Annotated in this window: 20 protein-coding genes and 1 pseudogene; 5 read left to right on the plus strand and 16 right to left on the minus strand. The window is 65.5% G+C overall.

What is annotated here, in order from left to right:
• Window positions 1-113 precede the first annotated feature (113 nt).
• Both rlmB and RT460_RS11075 read left to right on the plus strand, forming a co-directional pair.
• Window positions 114-857: a 23S rRNA (guanosine(2251)-2'-O)-methyltransferase RlmB gene (rlmB, locus tag RT460_RS11070; RefSeq protein WP_313319012.1), complete on the plus strand. Its 744-nt coding sequence runs from the start codon at window positions 114-116 to the stop codon at window positions 855-857.
• A 9-nt stretch (window positions 858-866) separates the two neighbouring features.
• Window positions 867-2,054: a P1 family peptidase gene (locus RT460_RS11075; protein ID WP_313319013.1), complete on the plus strand. Its 1,188-nt coding sequence runs from the start codon at window positions 867-869 to the stop codon at window positions 2,052-2,054.
• 172 nt (window positions 2,055-2,226) lie between these two features.
• Here the strand turns inward: RT460_RS11075 and RT460_RS11080 are convergent.
• The 4 genes and pseudogenes from RT460_RS11080 to RT460_RS11095 all read right to left on the minus strand — a co-directional run.
• Window positions 2,227-2,424: pseudogene (locus tag RT460_RS11080) on the minus strand (TolC family protein); the annotation flags it as partial.
• Window positions 2,425-2,558: 134 nt separating this feature from the next.
• Entirely contained in the window at window positions 2,559-3,974 is a 1,416-nt protein-coding gene (locus RT460_RS11085) for an efflux transporter outer membrane subunit (protein WP_313319014.1), read from the minus strand.
• 8 nt (window positions 3,975-3,982) lie between these two features.
• Window positions 3,983-5,935, minus strand: coding sequence for a MacB family efflux pump subunit (locus RT460_RS11090; protein WP_313319015.1), 1,953 nt, complete (start codon window positions 5,933-5,935; stop codon window positions 3,983-3,985).
• Window positions 5,932-7,191 carry an efflux RND transporter periplasmic adaptor subunit gene (locus RT460_RS11095; RefSeq protein WP_345785083.1) on the minus strand — a complete coding sequence of 420 codons (1,260 nt, stop codon included), beginning with the start codon at window positions 7,189-7,191 and terminating at the stop codon, window positions 5,932-5,934. Before RT460_RS11095 ends, RT460_RS11090 begins: the two co-directional genes overlap by 4 nt.
• Before the next feature lie 306 nt (window positions 7,192-7,497).
• Between RT460_RS11095 and RT460_RS11100 the strand changes: the two genes are divergently transcribed.
• The 3 genes from RT460_RS11100 to RT460_RS11110 all read left to right on the plus strand — a co-directional run bounded on the left by RT460_RS11100 (window position 7,498) and on the right by RT460_RS11110 (window position 10,609).
• Complete coding sequence (locus RT460_RS11100; RefSeq protein ID WP_313319089.1) at window positions 7,498-8,208, plus strand: response regulator transcription factor; 711 nt, start codon at window positions 7,498-7,500, stop codon at window positions 8,206-8,208.
• Window positions 8,205-9,602, plus strand: a complete 1,398-nt coding sequence (locus RT460_RS11105; protein WP_313319017.1) for an ATP-binding protein — start codon at window positions 8,205-8,207, stop codon at window positions 9,600-9,602. Before RT460_RS11100 ends, RT460_RS11105 begins: the two co-directional genes overlap by 4 nt.
• Before the next feature lie 233 nt (window positions 9,603-9,835).
• A complete protein-coding gene (locus RT460_RS11110) occupies window positions 9,836-10,609 on the plus strand; it encodes a diguanylate cyclase (protein WP_313319090.1) in 774 nt (257 codons plus the stop codon).
• Between the two features lie 18 nt (window positions 10,610-10,627).
• Here RT460_RS11110 and rnt read toward each other — a convergent pair whose 3' ends face one another.
• From rnt to RT460_RS11170, 12 genes are all read right to left on the minus strand, one after another.
• On the minus strand, window positions 10,628-11,278 hold the full coding sequence (gene rnt / locus RT460_RS11115) for a ribonuclease T (protein WP_313319091.1): 651 nt from the start codon (window positions 11,276-11,278) through the stop codon (window positions 10,628-10,630).
• Window positions 11,279-11,442: 164 nt separating this feature from the next.
• Complete coding sequence (locus RT460_RS11120) at window positions 11,443-12,198, minus strand: putative DNA-binding domain-containing protein (RefSeq protein WP_313319018.1); 756 nt, start codon at window positions 12,196-12,198, stop codon at window positions 11,443-11,445.
• Complete coding sequence (locus tag RT460_RS11125) at window positions 12,191-13,006, minus strand: DUF692 domain-containing protein (protein WP_313319019.1); 816 nt, start codon at window positions 13,004-13,006, stop codon at window positions 12,191-12,193. Before RT460_RS11125 ends, RT460_RS11120 begins: the two co-directional genes overlap by 8 nt.
• A 31-nt stretch (window positions 13,007-13,037) precedes the next feature.
• The gene (locus tag RT460_RS11130) at window positions 13,038-13,412 is read right to left on the minus strand and encodes a hypothetical protein (protein ID WP_313319020.1); all 375 of its coding nucleotides are present in this window, start codon (window positions 13,410-13,412) and stop codon (window positions 13,038-13,040) included.
• 132 nt (window positions 13,413-13,544) lie between these two features.
• Window positions 13,545-13,928: an RcnB family protein gene (locus RT460_RS11135; RefSeq protein WP_313319021.1), complete on the minus strand. Its 384-nt coding sequence runs from the start codon at window positions 13,926-13,928 to the stop codon at window positions 13,545-13,547.
• Window positions 13,929-14,110: 182 nt separating this feature from the next.
• Window positions 14,111-14,818 carry a phosphate signaling complex protein PhoU gene (gene phoU / locus RT460_RS11140; RefSeq protein WP_313319022.1) on the minus strand — a complete coding sequence of 236 codons (708 nt, stop codon included), beginning with the start codon at window positions 14,816-14,818 and terminating at the stop codon, window positions 14,111-14,113.
• A 116-nt stretch (window positions 14,819-14,934) separates the two neighbouring features.
• A complete protein-coding gene (pstB, locus tag RT460_RS11145) occupies window positions 14,935-15,765 on the minus strand; it encodes a phosphate ABC transporter ATP-binding protein PstB (protein WP_313319023.1) in 831 nt (276 codons plus the stop codon).
• 31 nt (window positions 15,766-15,796) lie between these two features.
• The gene (gene pstA / locus RT460_RS11150) at window positions 15,797-16,660 is read right to left on the minus strand and encodes a phosphate ABC transporter permease PstA (RefSeq protein WP_313319024.1); all 864 of its coding nucleotides are present in this window, start codon (window positions 16,658-16,660) and stop codon (window positions 15,797-15,799) included.
• Entirely contained in the window at window positions 16,660-17,631 is a 972-nt protein-coding gene (gene pstC / locus RT460_RS11155; RefSeq protein WP_313319025.1) for a phosphate ABC transporter permease subunit PstC, read from the minus strand. The genes pstA and pstC overlap by 1 nt, the downstream gene beginning before the upstream one ends.
• Window positions 17,632-17,749: 118 nt before the next feature.
• A complete protein-coding gene (locus RT460_RS11160; protein WP_313319026.1) occupies window positions 17,750-17,920 on the minus strand; it encodes a hypothetical protein in 171 nt (56 codons plus the stop codon).
• A gap of 4 nt (window positions 17,921-17,924) precedes the next feature.
• A complete protein-coding gene (gene pstS, locus RT460_RS11165) occupies window positions 17,925-19,013 on the minus strand; it encodes a phosphate ABC transporter substrate-binding protein PstS (RefSeq protein WP_313319027.1) in 1,089 nt (362 codons plus the stop codon).
• 66 nt (window positions 19,014-19,079) lie between these two features.
• A partial coding sequence (locus RT460_RS11170; protein ID WP_313319028.1) for a hypothetical protein occupies window positions 19,080-19,357 on the minus strand: 278 nt, incomplete at its 5' end.

Raw genomic sequence — 19,357 nt, forward strand, 5'->3', positions numbered from 1 at the left:
CTGGCCTCTGGTTTCTGGCCCCAAGCTGGCCTCTGGTTTCTGGCCCCAAGCTGGCCGCTGGTTTCTGGCCCCAAGTAGTACCATTGCCCCCCGAATTCCCCCATGTGACGCCCATGAGCAAGCAGAACCAATGGATCGTCGGCGTCAATGCCGTAGCTTCGTCGATTGAAAAAGACCCGGAAAACGTCCGTGAGGTCCTGATCGAGGCCGGTGCCAAGAACCCGCGCCTGGTCGAAATCGAGGAAGAGGCCCTGCGCAAGGGCATCGACGTGCGCAAGGTCAACGCGCAGGCACTGGGCGGTGTGGCCGGCCAGGTCCGCCACCAGGGCGTGGTTGCACGCTATGCCGCGCCCAAGCTGTGGGCCGAGAACGAGCTGTCGGGCCTGATCGAGGCTGCCGAGGGCAAGGCGCTGGTGCTGGTGCTGGACGAAGTGCAGGACCCCCACAACCTCGGCGCCTGCCTGCGCAGTGCGGCGGCGGCCGGCGTCACTGCGGTGGTGATCCCCAAGGACAAGAGCGCCCCGGTCAATGCCACCGTGCGCAAGGTCAGTGCCGGTGCGGCCGACCGTATCCCGGTGGTGGCGGTGACCAACCTGGTCCGCGCGATCAAGGACATGCAGAAGCTCGGCGTCTGGGTTTACGGCCTGGCCGGTGAAGTGGACGAGACCATCCACCAGCTCGACCTGCGCGGCAACGTGGCGCTGGTGATGGGGGGCGAGGGTGATGGCATGCGCCGCCTGACGCGTGAGACCTGCGACCAGTTGGTACGCATCCCGATGCCGGGCGACATCGAAAGCCTCAATGTTTCGGTGGCCACCGGTGTGGCATTGTTCGAGGCTGTCCGCCAACGCCTGTAAAGGAATGCCATGCCCCGCACGCCGCATCGTCTTTTCCTCCGATTGACTGTGGCGCTGGCGGGGCTTTGCGCCCTGAGCGCTGCCGCCGAGGACGCCCCGCGCGTCCGCGCGCGTGATCTGGGCGTCGCGCCGGGCATCTTCAGCCCCGGCGCCAACAACGCGATCACCGATGTTGCCGGTGTGCGTGTGGGTCAGGTCACCTTGCGCAGCGGCGACACGGTACGCACTGGCGTCACCGCGATCCTGCCGCACCCCGGCAATGCCTATCGCTCACGCGTGCCAGCGGCAGTGCATGTGGGCAATGGCTTCGGCAAGTTCATCGGCAGCACCCAGGTCAACGAACTGGGCGAGCTGGAAACCCCCATCCTGCTGACCTGCACGCTGTGCGTGTGGAAGGCCGCCGATGCGATGGCCGATTGGATGCTGGCGCGGCCGGACATGCAGCAGGTGCGCTCCTTGAACGTGGTTGTGGGCGAGACCAATGACGGCGGCCTCAACGATATCCGCGCCCGCCCGATCACCGCCGATGCGGTCCGTCATGCGCTGGAGAGTGCCAAGAGTGGGCCGGTGCAGGAAGGCAGCGTCGGCGCCGGCACCGGCACGGTGGCATTCGGTTGGAAGGGCGGCATTGGTACCTCATCGCGCAAGCTGCCCGAGAGCCTGGGTGGCTGGACGGTGGGTGTGCTGGTACAGGCGAATTTTGGCGGCGTGCTGCAGGTGGAAGGCGCGCCGGTCGGTCGTGAGCTGGATCGTTACGCGTTCCAGAATGCGGTGGCGGCGCAGGGCAATCTGCGCGGGCTGGCCGATGATCGCGGAGATGGCTCGGTGATTATCGTCATCGCCACCGATGCGCCGTTGTCGGATCGCAACCTGCGCAGGCTCGCATCGCGCGGGATGATGGGCCTGGGGCGTACCGGTAGTTCGGCATCCAACGGCAGTGGCGATTATGTGCTGGCGTTTTCAACCGCCGAATCGGTGCGGCGCGGGTTTGATGCGACGCAGTTGCAGACCACCGAGCTGGCGAACGAGCAGATGAGCGCGGTGTTCCAGGCCAGCGTGGATGCGGTGGAAGAGTCGGTTTACAACGCCTTGTTCATGGCGACCACGGTCAGTGGCAATGGGCAGACGGTGGAGGCGATTCCGCTGGACAAGGTGCGCGAGGTTTTGCAGCGGCATGGGGTAAAAGCACCGAGGTAGCCGGGGGCTAGGAGTGCTGCAGATTCAAGCGATGCCTGCCGCAGCTCCCTTCTCCCGCCTGCGGGAGAAGGTGCCCGGAGGGCGGATGAGGGGAGCTTTGGCTAATGGGCCTTTGGTTTGCTACTTCTCCGCTCGGCCCTCTCCCCAACCCCTCTCCCGGAGGGAGAGGGGCTCAAGTCGCCGCGCCACCCAACGCCTTGTACTGCGTCACATCATTGAGCAGCTGGCTGCGCTTGGTCTGCGCCAATGACAGTTCCGCATTGCGACGGGTCTGCTCGGCTTCCAGCCAGGTGCGCAGGTCGGTGGCGCCGGCGCGGTATCGCACTTCGTACAGGCGCGCGATCTCCACTGCTTCTTCAAACGATGCCTGCCGCAGCTCCCTTCTCCCGCCTGCGGGAGAAGGTGCCCGGAGGGCGGATGAGGGGAGCTTTGGCTAATGGGCCTTTGGTTTGCTACTTCTCCGCTCGGCCCTCTCCCCAACCCCTCTCCCGGAGGGAGAGGGGCTCAAGTCGCCGCGCCACCCAACGCCTTGTACTGCGTCACATCATTGAGCAGCTGGCTGCGCTTGGTCTGCGCCAATGACAGTTCCGCATTGCGACGGGTCTGCTCGGCTTCCAGCCAGGTGCGCAGGTCGGTGGCGCCGGCGCGGTATCGCACTTCGTACAGGCGCGCGATCTCCACTGCTTCGTCATGGGACGCCTGCGCCGCTGCCACCTGCTCGGCCAGTCGGGTGCGCGCCGACAAGGCGTTGTCCACCTCCGACAGCGCGGTATACAGCGAGCGGCGGAAATCATTGGCGGCGATCTGGTAGCTCAGGTCGGCCGATTTGATGTCCAGCTGCATCTGCCGGAATTTCAGGAATGGCAGGCTCAGCCCTGCACCCAGGGTCGCCACCGGGTTGGTCAGCACATCGCCCAGCGCGGTGCTGGAACTGCCCACCGAGCCACTCAGGCTCAGGCTGGGGTAATAGCTGGTGGCAGTGACCTTGATGTTCTTCAAGGACTGTCGCAGGCGCAGCTCGGCCGCACGCAGGTCTGGGCGACGCGCCAGCAGTTCGGCGGGCATGCCTTCGGCAAGTGCCGGGCTGTGCGCAACATCCAGATTCTGCGGTTCCTCGGCCAGCGGCCAGGGCTGGCCGTCCAGCAGCACGGTCAGTGCGTTGCGGGTTTCCACCCGCTGCTGCTCCAGCTGCGATTGCGCGGCCTTCTGGCTTTCGATGTTCTGCTGCGCCTGGCGCACTTCCAGCCGCGAAACGCCGCCGGCATCGAACTGCGTCTGCACCAGCGAGGCGGTGCGCTGCAGGCGTTCCAGGTTGGCCTGGCCAGTGGCGATGGCCTGGTTGAGGTAGCCCAACTGCCAATACAGCTCGGCACTCTGGCCGACCAGGGTCAAGGCGGTGTTCTGCAGGTCCTGTGCGGTGGCTTGGGCTTCCCATTGGGCGATATCGCGCTGGCCACGCAGCTTGCCCCACAGGTCCAGCTCCCAACCCAACGACACGCTGGCACTGTTGCTGCGCGACCAGTCGTCACTGCTGTCGATGCTGCGGCTGCCACCGGTGCTTACCGAGCCGCTGGCCTGCGGCCACAGGTCGGCATTGGCCAGGCCGGCTTGCGCGCGGGCGCGTTCCAGCTTGAGCCCGGCCGAGGCCATGTCGGTGTTGCTGTCGAGCACGCGGGCGATCAGCCGGTCCAGGTTGGGATCGGCAAAGCCCTGCCACCAGGCATCGGCGCGGACATCGGCTACCGGAGCGGTGACTTCGTGTTCGATCGCCTGCACCGGCGCATTGGCTGCGGCGTCACCACGGCCGTAGACGGCGGGCACGCGCAGGTCGGCGGCAGGATCGGCGCTGGGCGTGGTGGCGCAACCGGCCAGGACGGCGCCCAGGGCGACGGAGAGAAGCAGGGGATGGAGTGTTTTCATGGTCATCTTCATTCGCGGGCCAATGCTTCCACCGGATCCAGCTGGGCGGCATTGCGGGCCGGCAGGAAACCGAACGCCACGCCAATCAGGGTCGAGCAGGCGAAGGCGGCAATGATCGAGCCGGTGGAGAACATCAAGGTGAAGCTGGCGCCAAAGGTCTTGAATGCCCAGCCGATCGACAGCGCCAGCACGATGCCGAGCACGCCGCCGAGCAGGCAGACCAGCACCGCCTCGATCAGGAACTGCTGGCGGATATCGCTCTGCCGCGCGCCTACCGCCATGCGCACGCCGATCTCGCGGGTACGTTCGGTCACCGATACCAGCATGATGTTCATCACGCCGATGCCGCCCACCACCAGGGCAATCGCGGCAATGGCGCCGATCAGCAAGGTCATGGTCTTGGTGGTCGACTCGATGGTTTCGCGGATCTCGGCGGTGTTGCTGAGGAAGAAATCCTCGGTGCCGTGGCGCAGGGTCAACAGTTTGGTGATGGCCGATTGCGCCGCATCCATCGGCGTGTCGTCCTGCACCCGCAGGGTGATGCTGCTCAGGTAGGTCTGGCCCAGCATGCGCGCCATCACCGTGGTGTAAGGCACCCACACGCTGAGATTGGTGCTGCCACCAAAGCCCATCGACTGGCGCTTGGCCACGCCGATCACGCGTGCCGGCACGTTGCCCAACAGCACGATCTGGCCGAGCGGATCATCGCTGCCGAACAGCTGGGTGCGGGTGTTCTCATCGATCACCACCACCTGGGCCAGGCTCTTGACCTCGCTGACATCGAAGTAGCGGCCGGAGACCAGGGTCATGCCCTTGACCCGGAAGTACTGGTCGCCGATGCCACTGACCTGCGCCGATGCCGCCTTGTTGCCGACGCGTGCGGTCACCGAGCTGGAAACGCTGGGCGTGACGCTGTCGATATAGCTCTGCGTAGCCAGTGCATCAGCATCGCTGCTCTTCAGCGTCTGCACCCGTGCCGAGCGCATGTCACCAAAGCCCTTGCCCGGGTAGACGTCGATGGTATTGGTACCCAGCGCCGAGATGTTCTGCAGGATCTGCTGCTGCGAGCCATTGCCCATCGCCACCACCGACACCACCGAGGCGATACCGATGATGATGCCGAGCATGGTCAGGAAGGTACGCAGGCGGTGTGCGTTCATCGCCAGCAACGCCATCCGGAAGGCTTCGACAAAGCGGTCACGCGCGGCCTGGAAGGCGCTGCCGCCGGTTTTGACCGGGGCAGGGCGCTCCTGCACCTTGAGCGCGGGCACCTTGTCGTTGCGGCGGTCATCGATGATCAGTCCGTCGCGGATTTCGATAATGCGCTGCGCGTACTCGGCCACGTGCATGTCGTGGGTAACGATGATGATGGTGTGGCCTTCGGCATGCAGCTCGCCGAGGATCTTCATCACCTCTTCGCCAGAGGCGGTGTCCAGCGCGCCGGTGGGTTCATCGGCCAGGATCACCTCACCACCGTTCATCAGCGCACGCGCGATCGACACGCGCTGCTGCTGGCCGCCGGACAACTGGCCGGGCTTGTGACCCATGCGGTCGTTCAGTCCCAACCGGTCCAGCAGTGCTTCGGCGCGGGCGCGCCGTGCCTCGGCCGGGGTGCCGGCATAGATCGCAGGCACCTCCACATTGCCGCGCGCGTCCAGATCGCCCAGCAGGTGGTAGCGCTGGAAGATGAAGCCGAAGTGCTCGCGGCGCAGTTCGGCCAGTTCATCGGGCTGCATGCGCCCGGTCTCGCGACCGGCCACTTTGTACGAGCCCACGGTGGGGCGGTCCAGGCAGCCCAGGATGTTCATCAGCGTCGACTTGCCCGAGCCGGACTGGCCGACGATGGCGACCATCTCGCCGGCGCGGATGTCGAGATTGATGTCCTTGAGCACGGCGATGGTTTCCTCGCCGGCCGGGAACTCGCGACGCAGGTCGCGCAGTTGCAGCAGCGGCTGGCTCATCGACGCGGGCCACCCATCATCGGGCCCATCGGCCCACGCTGGTTGCTGCTGCGAGCGCTGGCTTTTTCGGCATCGGTCACTTCGCCAACCACCACCAGGTCGCCTTCGCTCAGGCCTTCCAATACTTCGACATTGGTGCCGTTGTTGAGGCCGACCTTGACCTTGCGCGGCTCCGGCTGGCCGTCCTTGTTGACCACGCGGACCAGATAGCTGTTGCTCTTGGCCAGTTCGGCGGCGTCGGGCTGGCGACGCTGCTGGCGCTGGGCTTCGTTCGCGCTGCGGGCCGCACGCTGCGCGCCATCGGCGGATGCAGCGCCGGGGCCTCGCCCACCTTCGGGCACCTTGGGGCCGAGCGCGACGGTGGGGATCAGCAACGCATCCTTGGCCTGGGCCAGCATCACCGATACCTGCGCGGTCATGTCGATGCGCAGCGTGCCGTCCGGATTCTCGACGTCGAACAAGGCGTTGTAGTACACCGCCGTGCTGGAGCTGGACGAGGACGAGCTGCTGGAACTGGTGCTGTCGGTGCTGATCGAGGCCGGTGCCGGGTTCACCGTGCGCAGGGTGGCCTGGTACTTGTGGTCCGGGTTGCCAAGGATGGTGAAGTACACCGGCATGCCGGGCTTGATCTTGACCACGTCGGCTTCGGAGATTTCAGCGTTGACCGTGACCAGGTCCAGGCGCGCCAGCTTGACGATGGTCGGCGCCGACTGGTTGGCGTTCACGGTGCGGCCTTCTTCGGCCACCACCGCGACCACCGTGCCGTCGATGGGCGCCGTGATGCGGGTGTAGCCCAGGTTGGCCTGGGCGGTGCCCAGTTCGGTTTCGCGCTGGCGGATCTGCGCGTCGAGTGCGCGGATCTGCGCGCGGGTGCCGGCCAGGTTGGCTTCGGCCGATTCGTACTCGGCGCGCGAGGTCGCCTCGGCGGCCAGCATTTCCTTCTGGCGGGCAAAGGCCAGCTCGGATTCCTTCAGCGAAGCCGTCTGCACGGCGCGTTGCGCGCGGATGTTCTCCAGCGCGGCCTCGGCGTTCTTCAGGCTGTTTTCCTGGGTGACCGAATCGATCTCGGCGATCAGGTCGCCCTGCTTGACCACATCGCCCAGCTGCACCTTGAGTACCTTGATCTGGCCAGAGGCCTGCGCACCTACGCTGACCAGCTTGTAGGCATCGATCACGCCGGTGGCATCGACGGTCTGTTCCAGGTCGCCTCGGCTGACCGGCGAGGTTGCCAGTGACGGCGTGGCGGGTTTGCGCATGGCCCAGTAGGCGGCGCCGGCGACCAGCACGACTATGGCGGCGGCAAGCAGGATGCGGTTGCGGGGGGAGGTGGGCAGCAGCTTCACGGTGGTCAGGCACTCATTGGCCGCGGCAGCGGCGTCGGATTCAAGTGTGGCCAGCACGCTTGGGGGGCTCAATGCTCGTTATGTGTCGGCATGTATCCTGTTCAGCCACCCACGTATCGCTGTGTATCAAACGACTTGCCTGATACGTGGCGATACATCCACGGGCGCGCATGCCGATCCGCTAGCATGGATCATGGCGCCATGACGGACATACAGACCATGCACCGCCTGCTGGTGGTAGACGACGACAGCGATATCCGCAGCCTGCTGGCCGAGCAACTGGGCCGGGCAGGCTATGCCGTGAGCACGGCGGCCGATGGCAACGCCATGCGCCAGGTGCTGGCGCGTGAGCACATCGACCTGATCGTGCTGGACTTGAACCTGCCACGCGAAGACGGTCTGGCGCTATGCCGCGAGCTGCGCGTGCGCTCGGCCACGCCGGTGATCATGCTGACTGCACGCAGCGAGCCGATCGATCGCGTGCTGGGGCTGGAAATGGGCGCGGATGATTACCTGGCCAAACCCTTCGAGCCGCGCGAGTTGCTGGCGCGCATCCGCAACGTATTGCGGCGTACCGAAGCGTTGCCCGCCAACATGGAGCCGCTGGCGATGCGCCGGGCGGTGTTCTCCGGTTGGGTGTTCGATCTGGAACACCGCCATTTGATCGATCCGGCCAAACGCGTGGTGATGTTGTCCGGCGCCGAGTTCCGGCTGCTGCGGGTACTGGTGGCACATGCCAACAAGGTGTTGTCGCGCGAGCAGCTGGTGTCGCTGAGCAGTGGCCGCAACTACGAGTCGCAGGACCGCGCCATCGACCTGCAGATCAGCCGGTTGCGGCAGAAGCTGGGCGATGCCGGTGGCAGCGATGGCCTGATAAAAACCGTGCGCAACGAAGGCTATGTGTTTGCCAGCGCGGTGAGCCTGGAATGAAGCGGCTGCGCCTGTTCCTGTCGTCGATGACGGGGCGACTGTTCGTCATCCTGCTGGTCGGCATGATGGTGGCTGCGATCGGCGCCACCTTGCTGGCAGAGGCACGCCGGCAGCAGGAGTTCGAACGGCAGAACCTGGTCCGCGTGGCCGATCGCCTGCAGGGCTTCGTCAATCTGCTGGATGGCAACCCGGAGCTGCGACCGCGCTTGTTGGCGGTGGGTGGCCCCAGCGTGCGCCTGGTGAAGGACGATGTGCGCGTCGGCGCGCCGGACCTGGCCTTGCAGGAGGTGCTGGCGGGCCGTGATGGGGTAGTGGCGGCCGCTACGGTGCACGGCACCAGCATGCGTACCTGCATGCCACCGCCGCCCGGGTTTTTGCCGCCGCCTCCACGCGAGCGTAGTGGCCGCCCGCGTGAGCGTGACCCGGCGTTTACGCCGCCCCGTTGCCGCCTGGTCGAACTGAAGCTGAGTGATGGCACGCCGTTGCGGTTGGCGCTGGAGTCGCCCGCCGTGGCACGGCGCACGGCGTCGGCGTTTGATCCGTGGTTCCTGTCGCTGCTGGTATTGGCGATCGGGCTGTTGGCGTACGTGGTGGCGCGCATCGCCAGCTCACCGCTGCAGCGCCTGGCCAGTCACGCCGCGTCGCTGGGGCACGACCTGCAGCGCGATCCCTTGCCGGTGGCCGGGCCGCTGGAAGTGCGACGGGCCGCCGAAGCCTTCAACGCGATGCAGCTGCGCCTGCAGCGTCACCTGGGCGAGCGCACGCAGATGCTGGCGGCGATCACCCACGATCTGCAGACACCGCTCACCCGTCTGCGCCTGCGTCTTGAGAACGTCCAGGATGAAGTGCTGCGCGAGCGCCTGGTCGGCGATCTGGCCGCGATGCAGGCCCTGATCCGCGAGGGCCTGGAGCTGGCGCGCAGTGCCGAGAGCGCCGAGCAGCGGGCTGCGTTGGATCTGGACTCGCTGTTGGAAAGCGTGGTCGAGGACGCCGCCGAATCCGGCCACGATGCCGTGCTTCTGCAGGGTTGCGGTGAGGTGCTGATGCTGCGCCCGCTGGCCATGCGGCGGTTGTTCTCCAATCTGGTGGACAACGCGTTGAAGTACGGGCGCAGCGCGCAGGTCAGTGCCTGTCGCGACGGTGAAGCGGTCGAGGTCCGCGTTCGCGACAGCGGGCCGGGCGTGGCCGAAGACGAGTTGGAGGCGGTTTTTACACCCTTCCTGCGCTTGGAAACCTCGCGTTCGCGCGAGACCGGCGGCGCCGGCTTGGGCCTGACCATCGCCCGCGCCCTGGCCGAAAAAGATGGCGCCAGCCTGGTGCTGCGCAACCATCCCGATGGCGGGTTGGAGGCGGTGGTGCGGTGGGAGGCACCGCAATGGGCACGCCCCCGCTGACGCCCTTGGTGCAGGCCGCATCATCGTGCTGTCGCGCCGGGCAAGCCTATGGCTGGGCAGCGTGATCGGCATCGCTGAAATCGTCCCGGTGTTTGCTAGTATCCCCAGACCAGCTTGGGGCAGGGACAATGGCAGTGGACACGGTTGCGGCAGCCAAGCAGAGCGCGGGGATGCGCTTGCTGGCGAAGGGGAACAGTTTTTTTTCAGGCAGGAATGTCGGCACGTTGGCCGTGATGGTCGTGGGCTTCGTGCCGCCTGCGGCATGGGCCAGCAGTGGCGGGCCCGGCTTCACTGGCTTGTCGGGCGTGCTAGCGGCGGTCTGCGTGTTGCTGGTCTTTGCGGTGCTTTGGTTGGGCATGCAGCTGCGCCGGCAGCGTGATCACGCCGAACAACTGGCCGCACAGGCGCGCAGCGAATCGGCACAGGTGCAACAGCGGCTTGAGGGCGCTTTGCTGGAACGGTCGCAGTTGGAGCAGCAGCTCCGCGAGCAGGCCGAGGCATTCGAGCGGCTGGCCAATGAGGACGATCTCAGCGGCCTACCCAACCGACGCGCATTCGACGATGCGCTGGCCCGCGACATGGCCGTGGCCCGGCGCGGCGCTCGCCCGTTGAGCCTGGTGGTACTGAGCATCGATCATCTCAAGCAGATCAACGGGCAATGGTCACGCGCGGTCGGCGACCTGGTGCTGTGCGAGGTCGGTGACCTGCTGCGGCGCAGCCTGCGTGCCTCTGACATGCCGGCGCGGCTGGGCAACAAGGAATTTGCCGTGTTGCTCACGGATACCGCCTTGGCGGACGCGGAAATCGCCTGCCAGCGGTTGCAGCGGCTGTTTGGCCAGTACGCCGAATGGGGTGGCCACAAGGAAGGCGACATCAAGGTCAGCTTCAGCGCCGGCGTAGTGCAGCTGGGCGAAGATGACCAGGCGCCGGTGTTGTTCTACCAGCGCGCCAAGAATGCCCTGGCGCAGGCCAAGCAGGAAGGCCGCGCACGTACCTGCGCCGGCTGAGCCGGCGCAGAACTCCGGTCAGCGGCCGAGGGGCGCTGGCCAGGCGTTGACGATCTTGCAGAACAGGCGTGCCGTCTGCTCGGTGTCGTACACCGCGCTGTGTGCCTCGTTGGCATCCCACTCGAAACCGGCCGCCTGGACCGAGCGTGCCAGCACCGTCTGGCCATAGGCCACGCCGGCCAGGGTGACCGTGTCGAACACGCTGAAGGGATGGAACGGATTGCGCTTGTGCCCGCTGCGGGCGACGGTGGCATTGAGGAAGTTCAGGTCGAAGTGGGCGTTGTGCCCCACCAGGATCGCGCGCTGGCAGTTGTACTTCTTCATTGCCGCACGGATCGGCGCGAACACATGTTCCAACGCTTCGCGCTCGGGCTTGGCCAGCCGGAACGGGTGATCAAGCACGATGCCCGTGACTTCAAGCGATTTGGGGTCGATTTCAGTGCCTTCGGCAGGAATTACATGCGCGCTGGCGGTCTGGCCAGGGTAGAGCAGGCCGTTCTCATCCATCTCCACCGGCACGGCGGCGATTTCCAGCAGGGCATGACGGTTCCAGTCGAAGCCGCCGGTTTCCACATCCACCACCACCGGCAAAAAGCCCCGGAAGCGCTGCGCCATCGGCGTGAAGGCGGACTGGGGGCGGGGGGATTCAACAGAGTCGTTCATCGCAATAGGGTAGCAGAGCGCGTCAAGCGGCCGCGCCCATTACCCGCCAGGACCGGGGGTAGGCCGGGAGGTTGACGCTCCCGAATGGGCCGCGAAGATATCGCGCTCCCGATCACCAGTCCGCGGGCGTGCGCGGCGCTATTGCGCCTGCCGGGTGGCGGTCGTGGGTATCACGCAATCGCTACCGCGGTGCCCAGGACACAGCCCTTGTCCCGCAATTGGCGCAACATGGCCTGGCCATCGCCGATGAAGCCCTCATCCGGCTGCGTGCCCGCTTCACCCGCGAGCGCCTGCAGTTGCTGCACTCCGGCAAGCGCCGGCAACTGCTCAAGGCGCTCCAGCAGGCGGTACAGCAGCGGCGAAAGCTCGGAGAACACAATCGAACCATCATCCGTGCGTCGTGCCAGCAGCAGGGTGGGGTGGGGTGGCGGTTGCAGGGGCTGGTGGTCCGGCCCAATCCGATGTACCGGCCAGCGATAAGCCAGGGCGCGGCACCAGGGTGAAAGAACCGGAATCCCGGCCAGCAGGTCGCCAGCAGGATCATGCGCGGGGGCGATGGCATTGCTGATCTTCAGTGCCAGTTCGATCCATTCGTAGTGCGCGAGCTCAAGCAGCCACGGCGCCTCGGGATCGGGCGCGCGCTGGTCGAGGAAGGCGATCAGTTCCTGGCCGATCTCGGGGAACAGCGGCGTGTGCGGACGATGGTCACGGCAGAAATCACGCAGCAGTTGCGGCCAGCGTTGCGGCCCCAGGCTGCGGGCGATCACCGGAAAATTGGCTGTCAGCAGGCCTGTGATGTTGTTGAAATACAGCTCGCGATAGACCTGCATGCGCGCATCGGTGACGCCGGCCGGTGGCGGCTGCCGACCGGGGTCGCGCAGGTGCGCGGCGAAGCGCCGTTGCAGCTCGCGCAGTGACTCAGCCATGGTGTTGGCTCGTCGCATGCTGCAGTTGGCGGATGCGTGCCACTTCCTCCAGCAGGTCCTGCAAGGGGGGGAAGTTGAAGTCGCGCTCCAGCAGGGTCGGGCGCACCCCATGCAGGGAATAGGTATCGGCCAGCAGCGCCCAGACATCGTCCTTCACCGGCATGCCATGGGTATCGATCTTCAGATCGTCGGCCTGATCGTGATGCCCGGCGATGTGATAACTGGCGATGCGCTGCGTGGGCAGGCGGGCGAGAAACGCACGCGCGTCGTAGCCATGGTTGATGGCGTTGACGTAGACGTTGTTGACGTCCAGCAACAGGTCGCAGTCGGCCTCGTCGAGTACCGCCGTGATGAACTCGGCCTCATCCATGTCGGCACCGGGCAGTGCGTAGTAGGAGGCATTTTCCACCGCGATACGCCGGCCCAGCACGTCCTGGGCCTGGCCGATGCGCTTGGCCACATGGCGCACCGCCTCGGCCGTGAACGGCAACGGCAGCAGTTCGTACAGGTGGCCGTCGTCGCTGCACCAGCTCAGGTGCTCGCTGTACAGCCCGACCCGGTGCTGGTCGAGAAACTGCCGGGTCCGGCTCAGAAACGCCATGTCCAACGGCGCGGGGCCGCCCAGGGACAGGGATAGCCCATGGCAGCTGAGCGGATGCCGTTGCGACAAGTCGCGCAAGGCCTCACCCAATGCGCCGCCAACATCGATCCAGTTGTCCGGTGCGCATTCGAGGAAATCGAATGCGCCAAGCGGCGCCTGTTGCAGCGCATCCAGCAGGGAACGGCGCAGGCCAATGCCTGCGCTCATCATGGCGGGGATACGCTGTGCAGGTTCGGGTTTAGTGGTTACCGCCACATTTGCCCTCGCCGCACTTGCCTTCGGCATGCGCCTTGTCCGCCGTGGAAGTGGATTCGGCTGCAGCCGCGGCTGCCGCAGCCGCTGCAGCGGCAGCGTCGGTGGCCTCCGCGTTGGTCTTGGACGCGCCGCATTTGCCCTCGCCGCACTTGCCTTCGGCATGTTGCTTGGCGGCATCGCCGCCGCTTTGGGAGGAGGTGCTGGTGGCCTGTTTTTCTGAGGTCGGTGGGGTCGTCGTGCCGGCGCCAAGTGCATAGCCCTGGGCCAGGTCAGTGATGGCGAAAGCAGGCGCGGCCATGCCGCCCAGCAATGCGGCGCCCAGGACAAGCGTGAGGGGTTTGCGGATGTCGTTGGCCATGCGGAATCTCCGGTAGCTGAGAGGCTGGGGGAGGCCCGAGCTTAGCAAGCGACAGGGCCTTGGCCCAGCGTGCCACCGCGGCAAGGAAAACGGGCCCTTGCGGGCCCGTTCAATTCAGCCAAACGTGATGGATCAGCGCTGGGCGGCAAGGATGTCGACGATGAGTCCAGTGGCAACCGTCATCAGCACATAGTGATCGTCCACCTTGCGCCATTCGTTGCCGCGGCCCGGCTTGCGCAGGCCATGGCGGCTGTAGTCGGACACGCGGCTGCCGCGCTGGTTCTGCGCCAGGCGTTCGCCCTTGCGTGGGGCATGGTGTTGGGCCGAACCCGGTGATGCCTGACGGGCGCCGTTCTGCGGGGCTGGCGCCGGCGCGGCATGGCCCTGGGTGTTCGCGGCCGCAGCATGCGGAGCGTTGTCACGATGGGCGTCGCGATCCTGGCTGGGCGGTGCGGCAAAGACGGCGCCGGAGGCCAGCAGGGACAGGGAAAGGAGGGCGGCGGCAATCTGCTTCATGGGGAATTCCTTGGTGCGCGGCGGAAGTGCCGCGGACAGCCCCATGCTCGGAAAATTTCCGTGAATGCGTAATTAAAAATACCTACCAGCGCGTATCGCTTTGTACCCGTCTGTATCGGCCCGCCGCGACGAGGTGCGGCGGGCCGATGCGGACGGCTTGAACGTCGCGGGCCGATACAGGGTCAGGCGTGGTCGACCGTGCTGGTTTCGTCGCGCTTCTCGCGCGGCGGCAGCGGGGCGTCGCCATGCACCAGGAACCAGACGTTCTCGGCGATATTGGTGGCGTGGTCACCAATGCGCTCAAGGTTCTTGGCCATGAACAGCAGGTGCGTGCACGGGGTGATGTTGCGCGGGTCTTCCATCATGTAGGTCAGCAGCTCGCGGAACAGCGCGGTGTACTGCGCATCCAGCCGCGCATCGTCCGCACGCAGGCTGAGCGCGGCGTCGGCATCGTTGTCGCGATAGGCTTCCAGGGCGCGGCGTACCTGCTGTGCTGCCAGCCTGCCGAGGGCGCGAAGGCCCTGGATCTGCGGCAGCGGCGGCACCGCGGCCAGCGCGATGGCGCGCTTGGCGACGTTGGCTGCGTAGTCGCCAATGCGTTCGATGTCGGCCGGGATGCGCAGGCCGGCGAGGATCTCGCGCAGGTCACGGGCCATCGGTCCGCGCAGCGCCAGGCGCATCACGTCGTGGCTGATCTGCTGTTCCAGCTGGTCGATGGCTTCGTCGTTGGCGACGATGCGCTGGGCCGCTTTTTCGTCGCGGCGTTCGATCACGTCCAGCGCTGCTTCGAGCTGGGCAACGGACATTTCGCCCATGCGCACGATCTCGGCTACCAGCCGCTGCTGCTCTTCGTCATAGCTCTTGACGATGTGGTCGTTGGGAAGATTCATGGAATGCTCGCTGGAAACTGTTTGAGTGGGACTGCATTCGTTCGAAAACTGTGTTGCCATCCTTGGCCCGGCATCCAGCGGGCGGCGAACCGTTGTACGGCCCGCGCGCGCCAGCCTCAGCCAAAGCGACCGGTGATGTAGTCTTCGGTCTGCTGCTTGGAGGGGTTGGAGAAGATGGTTTCGGTGCGGTCGTGTTCGATCAGGTCGCCCAGGTACATGAAGGCGGTGTAGTCGGACACGCGCGCTGCCTGCTGCATGTTGTGGGTGACGATGGCGATGGTGTAATCGTTCTTGAGCTCTTCAACCAGCTGCTCGATGCGGCTGGTGGAGATCGGGTCCAGTGCCGAGGTCGGCTCGTCGAGCAGCAGCACGTCCGGGCGCAGGGCCACGGCGCGGGCGATACACAGACGCTGCTGCTGGCCGCCGGACAGGCCCAGCGCGCTCTGGTTGAGCTTGTCCTTCACTTCGTCCCACAGCGCGCCCTGGCGCAGGGCCTGCTCCACGCGCACGTTCATCTCGGCCTTGGACAGCTTTTCGTGGTGGCGGATGCCATAGGCCACGTTCTCGAAGATGGTCATCGGGAACGGTACCGGCTTCTGGAACACCATGCCCACCTTCGAGCGCAGGCGGTTCATCGGGTACTTGGGCGAGAGGATGTTCTCGCCGTCCAGCAGCACTTCACCCTTGGCTTCAAGCTTCGGATACAGCGCGTAGATGCGGTTGAAGATGCGCAGCAGGGTGGACTTGCCGCAACCAGACGGGCCGATCAGCGCGGTGACGCGCTTCTCGGGAATTTCCAGGTTGATGCTCTTCAGCGCATGGAACTTGTCGTAGTAGAAATCCAGGCCGCGTGCGGCCAGCTTGACCGGCGCCGGCGTATGCAGCGACTGGTTGGCGGCGGGCACGGCGATGCGCTGCATCGGTACGGCATTGCTGAGGTCGTTCATGGGGAGGTCCATGGCTGTCAATCGTTTGGGTTCAGTCGTTCGAAATGCGGTTGCGCAGCAGCAGGCCACGCGCGGAGAGGCTGACCAGCAGCACGAACACGGTCAGCACCAGCGCGCCAGCCCAGGCCAATACCTGCCAGGATTCATACGGGCTGCCGGCAAACTGGTTCATTACCACCGGCACCGAGGCCATCGGCTGCATCACGTTGCTGTTCCAGTACTGGTTGCCGAAGGCGGTGAACAGCAGCGGTGCGGTCTCGCCGGAGATGCGCGCCAGGGCGAGCAGGATGCCGGTGACGATGCCGGCCATGGCACTGCGGTACAGCACCTGCATGATCACCTTCCACTGCGGTACACCGAGTGCCAGGGCGGCTTCGCGCATCTGCACCGGCACCAGCCGCAGCATTTCATCGGTAGTGCGGATCACCACCGGCAGCACGATGAAGGCCAGCGACAACGCACCTGCAAACGCGGAGAATTGGCCGCCGGTCTGCATCACGTACAAGGTGTAGACGAACAGGCCGAGCACGATGGACGGTGCCGACAGCAGGATGTCATTGACGAAGCGCACTACCGTGCCGGCCTTGCGCGCATTGCCATACTCGGCCAGCCAGGTGCCGGCGGCCACGCCCAGCGGCGTGCCGATGCCGATCGCCAGTGCACACATCACCGCGCTGCCGAAGAAGGCGTTGAGCAGGCCGCCTTCCTGCATGGGCGGCGGCGTCATCTTGGTGAAGAGGTTGAGGTTGATGCCCGGCAAGCCCTTGGACAGCAGGGTCCACAGGATCCAGCCGAGGAAGAACAGACCGAACGCGGCGGTGGCGCAACCCAGGAACAAGGCCACGACATTGGTGACACGGCGGCGCAGGTACAGGGAGTCAGCGGAAGTGGACATCAGTTGCCCTCCTTGCGGGACAGGCGCATCAGCATCAGGCGGGCCAGCGCCAGCACCACGAAGGTGACGATGAACAATACGAAGCCGAGCAGCAGCAGGGCCGAGCGATAAGTTTCGGTGGCTTCGCCGAAGTCGTTGGCGATCAGTGCGGCGATGGTGGTGCCCGGCTCCAGCAGCGACGGCGTCAGGCGCACGCTGTTGCCGATCACGAAGGCCACCGCCATGGTTTCACCCAGTGCGCGGCCCAGGCCGAGGAAGACGCCGCCGATCACCGCCGAGCGGGTATAGGGCAGGACGATGTCCCAACTCACTTCCCACTTGGTCGAACCCAGCGCATAGGCCGATTCTTTCAGGCGGGTGGGGACGGTGAGGAAGACCTCGCGCATCACCGAGGAGATGAACGGGATGACCATGATCGCCAGCACGAAGCCGGCGGTGAGCATGCCGATGCCCAGCGGCGGACCCTGGAACATCGGGCCGATGATCGGCCATTCGCCCAGCGTTTCATTGAGGAACGGGGTGACGTATTCGGTCATCACCGGCACCAGCACGAACAGGCCCCACATGCCGTAGATGATCGAGGGGATGCCGGCCAGCAGTTCGATGGCGGTGCCAACCGGACCACGCAACCAGCGCGGGGCCACTTCGGTCAGGAAGAAGGCAATGCCGAAGCTCACCGGCACCGCGATCAGCATCGCGATCAAGGCGGTGACGATGGTGCCGTAGATCGGTGCCAGCGCACCGAACTTGTTCTCGACCGGATTCCAGTCGGAGGAGTAGAAGAAGCTCAGGCCCTGTTCCTGCAGCGCATGGCGGCCGCCCCAGAGCATGGACAGTGCGGCGCTGGCCAACGCGACCAGGACGAAGATCACCGTGGCGATAAGGAACCAGCGGAACAGCCGGTCGTTGCGGGCGTCGCGCAGATCGCGCGAAGTGGGCGACGAAGCGAGGGACGGTGCAATGGCATTCATGGCAGCGGCAGGGGCCCAGGTGGATGCGGTGGTATTTCTGTCCCCGATATCGGGGAGTACAAATCTTTGAGACGGTGGAACTGGCTTTTCAGCTGTCATCCCCGCGTAGGCGGGGGTTTCAACCGACGAATGTCAGGTCATCGCTCTTGCCGTTGATCTTGCGTGTGACTTCAACGGCAAATGCAGGAACAACAGCCCCAACAACAACAGCAAGATCAAAAGCGATCCCCGCCTTCGCGGGGATGACGCAATGACAAAGGCGGGCGCACCAGCGGTGCGCCCGCGTCATTGCGTCACTTGAACTCGGCAGCCCAGTACGATTCGATCTGGGTGACCAGCTCAGCCGGCAGCGGAACGTAGTGCAGTTCGTTGGCCTGCGTCTGGCCATTTTCGAAGGCCCACTTGAAGAAGGCGCGGGTATCGGCGCTGCGCTTGGCGTCCTTCGGCTGCTTGTGCATCAGCATGAAGTTGGTGGCGGTGATCGGCCATGCATTGGCGCCCGGCGCGTTGGTGATCACCAGGTTGAAGTCCTTGGCGTTGGCCCAGTCGGCGCTGGCAGCAGCGGCGGCAAAGGTTTCGGCGGTCGGCTGCACCCAGGTGCCGGCGGCGTTCTGCATCGAGGCGTACGGCATGTTGTTCTGCAGTGCGTAAGCCAGTTCTACGTAACCCACCGAGCCCTTGATCTGCTGCACATAGGAAGCAACGCCTTCGTTGCCCTTGCCGCCGACGCCATCCGGCCACTGCACCGAGGTGCCTTCGCCGACCTTGTCCTTCCACTCGCCGCTGACCTTGGACAGGTAGTTGGAGAAGTTGAAGGTGGTGCCCGAACCGTCGGAGCGGTGCACCAGGGTGATCTTGGTATCGGGCAGGGTCACGCCCGGATTGGCATCGACGATGGCCTTGTCGTTCCAGTTCTTGATCTTGCCCAGGAAGATGTCAGCCAGCAGGGTGCCGGTCAGGCGCAGCTGGCCCGGCTGCAGGCCTTCCAGGTTGACCACCGGCACTACGCCGCCGATGGCCGACGGGAACTGGCCCAGGCCAGCCTGTGCCAGCTCCTCGGTGGACAGCGGCTTGTCGGACGAGCCGAAGTCGACGGTGCCGGCCTTGATCTGGGCGATACCGCCGCCCGAACCGATCGACTGGTAATTGATCTTGGCGCCGGTGGCGGCGTTGTAGTCGGCCGACCACTTGGACACCAGCGGGAAGATGAACGATGCGCCGGCGCCGGAAATTTCGGCGGCAACCTTGTCGCCGGCTGCCGGTGCAGCGGCACCTGCGGCGTCCGGGTTGGCGGCGGCCTGATTGCCCTTGTCACCACAGGCTGACAGGCCCAGGGCGATGGCCAGCGAGAGGGCGGCAAGACCGGTCGTGTGCAGCTTCATGCGTCACTCCATAGCGGGAGAAATGCCGGCACCGCCGGCGGATGCGGCTATGAAATGATGTTTTTGTTACAGCCTGATTACATCGTGAAAAAAATCTAAAAAAGGCAACAGAATCAATGGCCATCGCCAGCGGGCGGAGGAGGCTGAAAGGCTCGGAATCCGCCTGAAGATGACACTGATGGATGACAAGGTACCTGCCTGAGGTAGTGCCGAGCCATGCTCGGCAAGCGGCTTGCCCGGTAGCGCCTCAGCCGAGCATGAATCGGCGCTACAGGTGAAGCGGGTAAAGCGGGCCGGAGCAGGGTAGTGCCGAGCCATGCTCGGCAAGCGGCTTGCCCGGTAGC

Origin of the sequence: Stenotrophomonas sp. (assembly GCF_032061965.1) — a bacterium.
Taxonomy (GTDB): domain Bacteria; phylum Pseudomonadota; class Gammaproteobacteria; order Xanthomonadales; family Xanthomonadaceae; genus Stenotrophomonas.